Below are 9,669 nucleotides of genomic sequence, written 5' to 3' on the forward strand. Positions count from 1 at the left end.
GAATTTCTCGAGCACATCGATGAATTCCGTACCCTTGACCGGGTCACCGCCAATACCGACCGCCGTGGTCTGGCCGAGGCCGACCTGCGAGGTCTGGAAGACAGCTTCATAGGTCAGCGTTCCCGAGCGCGAGACCACGCCCACGGAGCCCTTCTTGAAGATCGAGCCCGGCATGATGCCGATCTTGCACTCTTCCGGCGTCAGGATGCCCGGGCAGTTCGGGCCCAGCAGCATGGAGGACGACTTGTCGAGGCGATCCTTGACCTTGACCATGTCCATCACCGGAATGCCTTCGGTGATGCAGACGATGAAGGGGATCTCGGCATCGATGGCCTCGATGATCGCCGCGCCGGCACCGGCCGGCGGGACATAGATCACGGAGGCATCCGCGCCGGTGGCTTCCTTGGCTTCACCGACAGAGGCGAAGATCGGCAGCGTCGCCGCACCGTCAACGCCGGCCGACCAGCTCTCGCCACCCTTTTTCGGGTGCACGCCGGCGACCATCTGGGTGCCATAGTATTCGAGCGCCTGCTCGGTATGGAAGGTCCCCGTCTTGCCGGTCAGGCCCTGGACGATGACCTTGGTGTTCTTGTCTACGATGATCGACATCAGTTGGCCTCCTTCACGGCGGCGACAATTTTCTGGGCAGCGTCGTCGAGATCATCGGCGGCGATCACGTTGAGACCGCTTTCATTGATGATCGACTTGCCCTTGGCGACATTCGTGCCCTCGAGGCGAACCACGAGCGGGACCTGCAGGCCGACATCCTTGACCGCGGTGACCACACCCTCGGCGATCACGTCACAGCGCATGATGCCGCCGAAGATATTGACCAGAATGCCTTTGACGTTCGGGTCGGCGGTGATGATCTTGAAGGCCGCCGTGACCTTCTCGGTCGTGGCGCCACCGCCAACATCGAGGAAGTTGGCCGGCTCGGCGCCATAGAGCTTGATGATGTCCATCGTCGCCATGGCGAGCCCGGCACCATTGACCATGCAGCCAATATCCCCGTCGAGGGCGACATATGCGAGGTCATATTTGGAGGCCTCGATTTCCTTGGCGTCTTCCTCGGTCGTGTCACGCAGCTCCATGATGTCCGGATGACGGAAGAGGGCATTGCCGTCGAAGGAGACCTTGGCGTCCAGAACGCGGACATGGCCATTGTCCATGACGATGAGCGGATTGATCTCCAGCATCGACATGTCCTTCTCGCAGAAGGCCGTATAGAGGATCTTCGCCAGACCCATCATGTCCTCGCGCGCCTGGCCGTCCAGCTTCAGCGCGTCGCAGACAGCAGCGGCAGAGGCATCGGTGACGCCGGCAGCCGGGTCGATATCAATGGTCTGGATTTTCTCCGGCGTTTCCGCCGCGACTTCCTCGATATCCATGCCGCCCTCGGTGGAGACGACAAAGGCGACCTGGCCGGTTTCGCGGTTCACCAGAAGCGAGCAATAGAGCTCGGTGGCAATGTCGGCCCCGTCCTCGATATAGAGGCGATTGACCTGTTTGCCGTCCGGGCCGGTCTGGTGCGTGACCAGCGTATTGCCCAGCATTTCCTTGGCATTGGCGATCACGTCTTCCTTGGAGAAGGCAAGACGGACACCGCCCTTGGCGTCGGGACCAAGTTCCTTGAACTTGCCCTTGCCGCGTCCACCAGCGTGGATTTGCGACTTAACCACCCAGAGCGGGCCGGGCAGTTGATCGGCCGCCGCGGCAGCCTCTTCGGCAGAGAAAATAGCGACACCGTCAGCGACTGGAGCGCCAAAGGATTTCAGTACGGCTTTCGCCTGGTGTTCGTGGATATTCATGAATGGGCCTCGCGGGAGGAAGAAAGCGACAAAACGGCCAGAATGGACTCGCCTTATAGCACTGGGCTGCTGCGGTGCAACGCACTCGCGGCGGCTAATTGTCAGTCAATCTCGAAGGTATCGTCAGCTTGCCCCGCTTCGTCGGGTGGTAGGAGAATGCTTGACAGGGATAGTCGGCGCGGAGCGCCCGGCACATCGACATTCGGTGCAATAGCCGGACCTGAGAAATACCGGATGCCGGCCGACATGGCCGCTTCCAGGAGAGCGGTATTCTCGACGTCCAGCAATGAGGTCTCTGCTGTCATCGCCTGAGCGGTCGTGACCCATTCCACACAGGTCATGAGCTCCTTGTCTCCCGCCCCGTCATCATTGAACCGCGGCGGGGTATCGGCGCTGAAGATTCCGATGCCACAGCTTTCGAATCGATCGAGTCCGGGATGGCCAAATCGGTGATGCACCAGGACATAGGACCCGAAATGCTTCATCGATCGACACACCTCCTGCAATTGCGCCATGGGGGCACCATCCGGCACCCCGTCAATGCGCAACTGAAAGAAGCGGCGGGCCGCCTCGGGTATCGGCTGAAGGATGCTGAAATACTCCATCCGGCGGGAAATGGAGGACAGGCTGTCATAGTGAACCGGCACGATGATCATGCTGGCATGGCCGGCCGCTCGGGCCTTTTGGAAGCCCCGCTGGGCCGCGAGCGCGGTCGCCCGGTCCAGCTGACGATGGGCTTCGCGATCGGGCGCGCCGGACAGGGTATCGCGTCCGTAACGGGCCCCACCGCCAACCGATTTTCGGGCAACACAGATATGATGGCTGACGAAGGCTTTGCGACTGTCCCAGGTCGGCATGAAAACGAAATCGTCCCAGCCGACGGACTGATCGCGATGACGAGGTGCCGGTTTCGAGACAATGGCGGACTTGGCTTGATCGACCGGCTTCGGCGCCTCCACCCAACGGGTCTTGCCATCGTCATCGCGAGCTTGTCCCGGCACGGATTGCCAAGGCGTCTCCAGCGCGGGCGGCCCGGCCGGGGCAGGCCCATCTGGATCATCAATCGGCTTCTCCAGCTCATCAAGCTGGGCACGCGCCACAATATCGAGCAACTCCACCGTTGGCACATTGCGCGCCTCGGCCTCGGCAGTCACCTCATCAAGACCCTTTTCCCCAAGGAAAAAGGTATTGAGCTCACCGGCGATCGCATCGACCATTTCCTGGGAGGCCTCGACATCCGAGGCCCGGAAAATGATCAGAAAGCCACCCTGAACGCGGATCATCACGTCTTCCGGACCGATGCGGCGCTCGATAAATTGCGTCGATGTTTCGTAGACCTTGTCGCGCAGCCGCGGCCATTGCGCGCCCGCGCGAGCCCGAACTCGCTCGAGGTTGAGAAACTGGAATTGCCCCATATCGACGGACTGACGTCCGGCAAGGGCCTGCTTCAGTTTCTGGCGTAATTCAGGTGGCATGCATTGACCATTCGTGTCGGGAGTTCCCGAGACGTTCAGTCTGCCTCCATATGTCTTGCAATTGTGTAAGTTCCGCTGCCGTTTCAGCGCAATGTCGCGACAATCGCCCCGTCAATGGACAGGCCTCCGCCGCCGCGCGCGAAAAGATAGAAGCCGATCGCGGCAAACACGGCCACCGACGTCCATGCCTCAGGCAGCACCCAAAAGGCGTAAATGGCGCACGCAATCAAAAGGGTAAGGCCGACCAGTCGGGTCAAGAAGCCAATGGTCAGCATGAAGGCGATCAAATGGGCACCCCATACCGCGATCTGCGCGGTCTGGGCGGCGGAGATGAGCGGGATATTCCATACCGTTGCGGCGGCCACCATGTCCGGCATGACGCCCGGCCACGCATCCGCATTCGCCCGCGCCCAGGCCCACAACCCCGGGACAATGGACAGCCGAACAACCCCGCCGACTATCCAGTCCGGCAGGAAACGCTCGGCACGCGCCGGCTGATCGCTGGTCTCCATCTCACCCCCCGGTGCTCACATCACCCGCCCCGCCGGATGACGCGTAAGACCATGCCGCAGCCATCAATCCGGTGCAATCGAACGCACCTAAGGCGCGAAAACGCGGCGCGCGACATGATCCAGAGACACGCGCCCGGGGCCGTGGACGGCCAGATACAGCCCGATTACCACCCATAGGGCATGCGTACTCCACCAGGCGTCGGGGAAGACGAAGACCTGGATCACCAGTGTCATGCCTACCAATGCGAGTGCGCCCAACCGGGTCGCGATACCCAGGATGAGCGCGATGGGAATCACGAATTCGGCCAGCGTCGCCATCCACACCGCCCACTCCGGCGGCAGGAGGGGCAGCGCGAAATCGGTGCGGAACTGGTGCAGGGTCGCTGGCTTGAGGTCGAGTGGCAATTCGGGCAAGCGCATGCGGGCGCGCTCGACCGGGAAATCATTGATCAACTCGGTATAGGTGAACAACTTGACGGTGCTCACCTTGGTAAGCAGGGAGCGCCAGAATATCCCCGCCAACGTCAAGCGCGCCAGCAAGGGAAGGACGTCAGGCGCCAATCGCGCCGACAGGAAGTCGAACACGGCACCATGCCGGGCTCGCAGGCTCTGGATCGTTTTCATGACACTATTGCTCCGGACAGATAGCCGGCACTGAGCGCAGCCCCGAAAGCCGCGGCCGGGTCGAAATCGGGATATCGGGCAAGCGTGTGCTCACTCGCACTGGCGAGCGCCTTGCCGTCATTGAGACGGGCCAGGAAGCAGGCGGAACCCGGATCGAGCACAACCGACCGGACCTCGTCATACGGACGCCAAACCAGGACAGACTGCGCCTGCGCGGCCAGACCCGGATCGCGCCCGATACTCCGACCGGACCGGTGTCGCTGCCAGATTTCGTGGACAGGCCAGGACAGGTCGAGCAATCGCGCCGACGGGTGAAGCCCCGGGGTGAGGTCTGCGAGAATGGCCGGCGCAAGCATCGCCACCTGCGCAGGTCGGCAGACGGGGCCATCCACCGCGTGATGCGCCTCGAGCCAGGCCCGATCGAGGCGGGCGATGTCAGCGAGATAGGGCAGCATCCGTGCCGGCTGATATCCGGCAACATGATCGGCAAAACCATCGCCATATCCGGACAGGCCCCGGGTTCGCGGCGGGCAGCCTCGCCAGAAGGCCTTGGCCATCGGCGAAAAGAAGCGCGGACCGGTGAGCGCATTCACAACAGGATAGGCGGCACGCAGGGCTTCGATCGCCGAGCTCGCGACATTGTTGCGATAAACGGCCAGCCGGTCAGCCTGCCCGGGACGTTCCAGTCGGCGCGCCACCGGCTCGGATGCGACCCCGCTCACAAGATCGGCGAACGCGTCATAGAATTGCCTAGACATGGGCGACCGCGGACTTCCTGGCCGGAATCAGGCGGCGCGCTGCCCGGTCCCGTTCGGCGATGAGCTCCCCGAAGGCTGGCAGGTCGGTGTCGCGTTCGATCAGTGTCGGTCGCGGGCCGATCAGGGCAATGACGGTTTCAAACAGGCGCCAGACCGGCTGGGCGACCGGCCCGCCATGGGTGTCAATCAAGAGCGGCTCGCCCAGCCCTGTATCCACCTCATGTCCGGCGAGGTGGATTTCACCAATGGCGTCGGCCGGGATCCGGCGCAGCCAATCCTGAACATTGAGGTCGATATTCCGTGATCCGACATAAAGGTTATTGACGTCCAGGAGGAGGCCGCAACCGGTCCGCCGGACAGTCTCGGCAAGGAAATCTGCCTCATCGCCATCGCCCTCGAACCGAACATAGCGCGCCGGATTCTCGATCAGGACCTGCCGGCCCAGCGCGGTCTGCATGATATCGACATTGCGACAGAAACGATCCAGCGCCGACCGGGTCATCGGGACTGGCAGAAGGTCCGGGAACCAGACATCGTCCAGCGCGGACCAGGCCAGATGCTCCGAGATCAGCACCGGCTCATAGCGTTCGATCAGGCGCGCCCAGTTTGCGAGATGCTGCGGATCGGGGCGGTCGGGTCCACCAAGCGACATGGCGACACCGTGCAGGCTGAGCGGATGAACCTCACGGATCGCGTCCAGCCAGCGAAGGCGCGGACCACCATCCAACATGTAGTTTTCCGGGTGAATCTCGAACCAGAGGCCGTCCGCCCGCGCCTCCAGCGCCGAACGGAAATGTTCGGGCTTCAGGCTGATGCCTGCGACGGGGGGAATGTCGGGGAGCGCCATGACGGACAGCCTCACAGGGGGCCGGCGAGACCAACCCCCTGACCTTTGAATCAGGGCCGTTCGACGGGCATCAGGGATCCCGTTCCGTACGGCGTCTGGATCGACTCACATGTCCCCTCGGGCACATAGGTCCAGGCGTTACCCTGATAGTCGACTGTCGATGTTCCGGCGCAGGATGTGCCGGGGCCTGCGGCACAATCATTCTCACCGGCAAGCGCGATGCCGTAGCATTGCTCCATCTCGTCGGTGGTTGTGGACATGCTCGCCTGGGCCGCGGCACCTGACAGGGACAGGGCCAGCGCGGATGCGGCAAGGGCAGTGGTACGTGTAGGGGCTTTCATCGTGTGCGATCTCCAGCTTGGGTGACAGCCGGAACGGCCTTCTGACCGCCCGGACACCCAGACATTGACGCCCGGTCGCACAACACGCCAATCACGTGGCCGCGCAGGCCGTCACCTTCGCGTGACCACCCGTCAGCCCGACCTCTTCATTTCGTCAGGAGACCGTGAGCGGCATTATCGGAGGAAGGCGGTGAAGCGCGAGACATTGCTGCGAAAGACGTGTCTCTCCGGCGTTATCCAGGCCGCCTCGCCGCAGCCATCCTCCGCAGCCTGGACGACGGCTTGATCGTCGCCTGTGAGGCAGAACCGACCGATCGCATCATCATTGAGATCACCAACCCCACCGACAAGAATGGTCTGGTCGGGCGGGAAGCCACGGTAGATATCAGCACACCCTGCAGCCGGGACAGTCTGCCTCGCCGCAATCTCGAAACCGCCATCAGGCCTCGAAACCAGAACAACCGCATCCGAGTCCCGTTGACCGGTTTGGCAGACTTCAAGCGTGCGTACGATCTGGGCGAGGCCGCGTTCATCGCGCGGCGCGCCAACGCACAAATCCGCATCCGGCTCGGTCAGATCACTGCACCGGACCCTGTAATCGGCTTGCCCCACGCCGCGGTGCCGGCTGGCCAGCACCGGCAAGCGCACGAAAGTGCGCGCTTCCTGACCTCCCCGGCATGGCGCACCGGTCGCGAGGGCAAAGGTCGAATTGGCAGGCGTGCAGTAGACCGCATCGCCGGCCCGCGCCGGCCAGCGCCATTCGCCTGACATCACATGCAGGTCGACGCTGTCGCCAACGACATTGTTCACGGCGCCCTGAAGACAGGCGGCAGGCTCGACCAGGAACCAGCTGCGCAGGGTCCGGTTCTCACTGGGCGTTGTCCGGTAGGCGGCCGCAATGGCGACACTGAAGCCGGTATCGTTGCAGACATTCAGCAGCACGTCGCGCTGGGCCGTGGCCGCGCCGGTCAGACTGGCCAGCATGGCCGCGGCAAACAGGGCAATGAGAGAAATCCGGGTCAAACGCATCACAAGCTCCATGGGCGACCCCAAAGACCTCGCAAAACCGGCATGCGTGGTCAATTCCAGCCAAGCCACCCTGAGGCGTTTTTCATATCAATCTGCCGGCGCGACGAAACTCATGGGCTGACCACCAACATCGATCCGGACAATCCGGCCGCTTTCGCGGTCGATATAGATATCATTCGGCGGCGTGCCACCGCGCTGCTCGACATGGAGGGCCCGGAACACGCCGGCCGGGGTCTCGACCTCAGCCTCACCGATAGCGGTCAGGGTCACGGCCTCTTCCGTATTGCTCATCGTGGCGAACCAGTTGAACGACACGCTGTCTCCGATCTCGAACGGGAATGCGGCGGCGACCAGGAAATAGCTGGCACGCAGGATGGCGCCATCGGTCAGGTCGGACGAAAGCGGCTGAGAACTGACCCCGGACGCCGGCTGCACGATCTGGACGCTGCCCGCAGCGGAGCCCGGCTCGAAATCAATGTCGAAGACGTAGTAATTGGCGCCCTGGTGAAATCTGATATCGCTCGAGACAGGAGCAAGGCCGTCCCGACGCATCCGCACTTCCATCGTCTCATAGACCTCGCCAGAGGCCCACATGGTCCGGTCATACAAGACGATATCATCGCCCTCTGAACGCCAGCCATAGCGCATGAATCCGTCAGTCTCGCCTTCGTACTGGAGTTCAAGATGGATTTCGCCTCCAGCCAGACGCTCCGGATCAAGCCGGGACCACCAATCGCCAGGCTGGGCCTGAGCGGGAAAACTGGCAAGGGCCGCCACCGACACGGCGGCAAGGCAGGTCATCTTCATCATTTATCTCCCAACGCCCAAGCCGGGAGAGGAACGCTTTCATGTCGCCTGTGTCGACAGTCTTTCCGGCACATTAACTCCCGAACGTGGCGCCAAAAACGGTCTCGAACATCAAGCGCCCCGGGAGAAAGGCGAAGAGGCCGGGGATCATCAATGCCGCGAAGAACAGTGATGTCGCATTCTTGCGATGACCCGCGAGATCGCCACGGCGAACGCTCCACACCAGCCCGGTCAGGCCGACAAGGGTCACCGGGACAAATATGTGAATCCAGGAGAAGGCGCCATCATTGATCTGGCGGATGAATAGGGCGCTCACGGCGGTTGCAATCATCAGCGCCACAAATGTCATGCCAAGCAACCGGTGCGGGAGCCGCCCCTTGGGGCCCAGCCACTGGACCAGGCCGATAGCGAGCGCGGTCAGGGCACAGAGGGCATGAATCTGAATGAGCCAGGGTGCATCGGTGAAGGCCGCTATATTCATGGCTCAGACCTGACCTCCCGAGCGCCAGCAGCCATGGAAGCCAAACGGGCAGGCATAGCCGAGCTGCCAGCTCGCCACCGGGCCGTCAGACAGATGCCCGGCGTTGAACACATGCAGCTCCGTGCGACGGGCATTGGCGTTGAGGGCCGTATGAAGGATCCAGCCCTGACCTTCCGGCGCATCCGGCGCAGCCGGAATAAACAGCGGTTCCTCGACATAGACATTCGGACCGTGATCGAACGCATCATGGGCGCCGGTGTGCAGATTGCGCCGCTCGATCCGGGTCGCGCCCCGCGGCTGGTCGGCATCCCAGGCGATGTGCCAGGTATCATTGCGCCGCAAGCCGGTCAGGCGGGGGTCGATCTGCGGAAACTCGATATAGCCAGCTCCCAGCGACTCGATGCGGCTACGCCCACCCGGTGCAAGCGTCACCAGCATGTGCCGACTCTGGGAATCGGTCTCGGTTTCGGCCTGGCCCCGCATGACATCATATGCGCCTGCCATGGCGAAACGGGCATCCTGAGACAGGGCTGCGTCAAGCCGGATCGTGCCATCCGCCTCCTCCCAGGCACCACCGAAATGGAAGAGGAAGCCGGGAGGCAATTCCCAGGTCCTGCGAACAGACCAGTCATTCTTGTCGACCGCAATCGCCACCATCGGAGCGTCCTCGTCGAACCCGAAACTCTCGATGAAGGGCAGACGCATCTGATCGAACCGGTAACTGCCGACCAGGAAAACCAGCGAATGCTCAGTGATCACGAAGTCATGCACCATCCCGCCGGGAACATCATTGAGAAGTCCCGCATCGAGCAGCCTGCCGTCCGGCGCCACCTTCCAGAGGATCATGCGGGCTCCGGGTGCGTCCTGGCCGAAATTCCAGACAATGCCGGTTTCCGGCTCCCGCTTGGGGTGGGCGGAGAAGGGGACGCCGTCGAGACCATTGCCCCAGCGCCGCGCGCCCTGACTGACCAGGGTATCGGGATCGAT

At 62.7% G+C, this 9,669-nt stretch carries 12 protein-coding genes; all 12 read right to left on the bottom strand.

Going from position 1 to position 9,669, the window contains the following annotated elements:
- Positions 1 to 609 (bottom strand): succinate--CoA ligase subunit alpha (locus tag QZ266_RS07330; protein ID WP_295693326.1); only part of this gene is annotated, 609 nt, incomplete at its 3' end.
- Entirely contained in the window at positions 609 to 1,808 is a 1,200-nt protein-coding gene (gene sucC / locus QZ266_RS07335) for an ADP-forming succinate--CoA ligase subunit beta (protein ID WP_295693329.1), read from the bottom strand. The genes QZ266_RS07330 and sucC, both read right to left, overlap by 1 nt.
- A gap of 101 nt (positions 1,809 to 1,909) precedes the next feature.
- Positions 1,910 to 3,283, bottom strand: coding sequence for a hypothetical protein (locus QZ266_RS07340; protein WP_295693332.1), 1,374 nt, complete (start codon positions 3,281 to 3,283; stop codon positions 1,910 to 1,912).
- 83 nt (positions 3,284 to 3,366) lie between these two features.
- Entirely contained in the window at positions 3,367 to 3,795 is a 429-nt protein-coding gene (locus QZ266_RS07345) for a hypothetical protein (RefSeq protein WP_295693336.1), read from the bottom strand.
- A gap of 87 nt (positions 3,796 to 3,882) precedes the next feature.
- Positions 3,883 to 4,419 (bottom strand): DoxX family protein, encoded by a 537-nt coding sequence (locus QZ266_RS07350; RefSeq protein ID WP_295693338.1) that lies wholly within the window; start codon positions 4,417 to 4,419, stop codon positions 3,883 to 3,885.
- On the bottom strand, positions 4,416 to 5,177 hold the full coding sequence (locus tag QZ266_RS07355) for a DNA-binding domain-containing protein (RefSeq protein WP_295693339.1): 762 nt from the start codon (positions 5,175 to 5,177) through the stop codon (positions 4,416 to 4,418). The genes QZ266_RS07350 and QZ266_RS07355 overlap by 4 nt, the downstream gene beginning before the upstream one ends.
- Positions 5,170 to 6,024 (bottom strand): DUF692 domain-containing protein, encoded by an 855-nt coding sequence (locus tag QZ266_RS07360; protein ID WP_295693340.1) that lies wholly within the window; start codon positions 6,022 to 6,024, stop codon positions 5,170 to 5,172. Before QZ266_RS07360 ends, QZ266_RS07355 begins: the two co-directional genes overlap by 8 nt.
- Positions 6,025 to 6,074: 50 nt before the next feature.
- Positions 6,075 to 6,365 (bottom strand): DUF2282 domain-containing protein, encoded by a 291-nt coding sequence (locus QZ266_RS07365; RefSeq protein WP_295693342.1) that lies wholly within the window; start codon positions 6,363 to 6,365, stop codon positions 6,075 to 6,077.
- A gap of 174 nt (positions 6,366 to 6,539) precedes the next feature.
- Entirely contained in the window at positions 6,540 to 7,394 is an 855-nt protein-coding gene (locus tag QZ266_RS07370) for a DUF1036 domain-containing protein (RefSeq protein WP_295693345.1), read from the bottom strand.
- Between the two features lie 87 nt (positions 7,395 to 7,481).
- Positions 7,482 to 8,204 carry a hypothetical protein gene (locus QZ266_RS07375; protein WP_295693348.1) on the bottom strand — a complete coding sequence of 241 codons (723 nt, stop codon included), beginning with the start codon at positions 8,202 to 8,204 and terminating at the stop codon, positions 7,482 to 7,484.
- A 70-nt stretch (positions 8,205 to 8,274) separates the two neighbouring features.
- On the bottom strand, positions 8,275 to 8,682 hold the full coding sequence (locus QZ266_RS07380; protein ID WP_295693351.1) for a DUF2306 domain-containing protein: 408 nt from the start codon (positions 8,680 to 8,682) through the stop codon (positions 8,275 to 8,277).
- A gap of 3 nt (positions 8,683 to 8,685) precedes the next feature.
- On the bottom strand, positions 8,686 to 9,669 hold a 984-nt coding region (locus QZ266_RS07385; RefSeq protein ID WP_295693353.1), incomplete at its 5' end, for a carotenoid oxygenase family protein.

It is taken from the genome of uncultured Maricaulis sp. (assembly GCF_905480005.1).
Classification (GTDB): Bacteria; Pseudomonadota; Alphaproteobacteria; order Caulobacterales; family Maricaulaceae; genus Maricaulis.

Bases quoted from the DNA above. Each gene is read 5' to 3' on its own strand.
- QZ266_RS07370 (WP_295693345.1), bottom strand. From the start codon at position 7,394: ATGCGTTTGACCCGGATTTCTCTCATTGCCCTGTTTGCCGCGGCCATG.
- QZ266_RS07350 (WP_295693338.1), bottom strand. From the start codon at position 4,419: ATGAAAACGATCCAGAGCCTGCGAGCCCGGCATGGTGCCGTGTTCGAC.
- QZ266_RS07380 (WP_295693351.1), bottom strand. From the start codon at position 8,682: ATGAATATAGCGGCCTTCACCGATGCACCCTGGCTCATTCAGATTCAT.
- QZ266_RS07365 (WP_295693342.1), bottom strand. From the start codon at position 6,365: ATGAAAGCCCCTACACGTACCACTGCCCTTGCCGCATCCGCGCTGGCC.
- QZ266_RS07345 (WP_295693336.1), bottom strand. From the start codon at position 3,795: ATGGAGACCAGCGATCAGCCGGCGCGTGCCGAGCGTTTCCTGCCGGAC.
- QZ266_RS07360 (WP_295693340.1), bottom strand. From the start codon at position 6,024: ATGGCGCTCCCCGACATTCCCCCCGTCGCAGGCATCAGCCTGAAGCCC.
- QZ266_RS07340 (WP_295693332.1), bottom strand. From the start codon at position 3,283: ATGCCACCTGAATTACGCCAGAAACTGAAGCAGGCCCTTGCCGGACGT.
- sucC (WP_295693329.1), bottom strand. From the start codon at position 1,808: ATGAATATCCACGAACACCAGGCGAAAGCCGTACTGAAATCCTTTGGC.
- QZ266_RS07375 (WP_295693348.1), bottom strand. From the start codon at position 8,204: ATGATGAAGATGACCTGCCTTGCCGCCGTGTCGGTGGCGGCCCTTGCC.
- QZ266_RS07355 (WP_295693339.1), bottom strand. From the start codon at position 5,177: ATGTCTAGGCAATTCTATGACGCGTTCGCCGATCTTGTGAGCGGGGTC.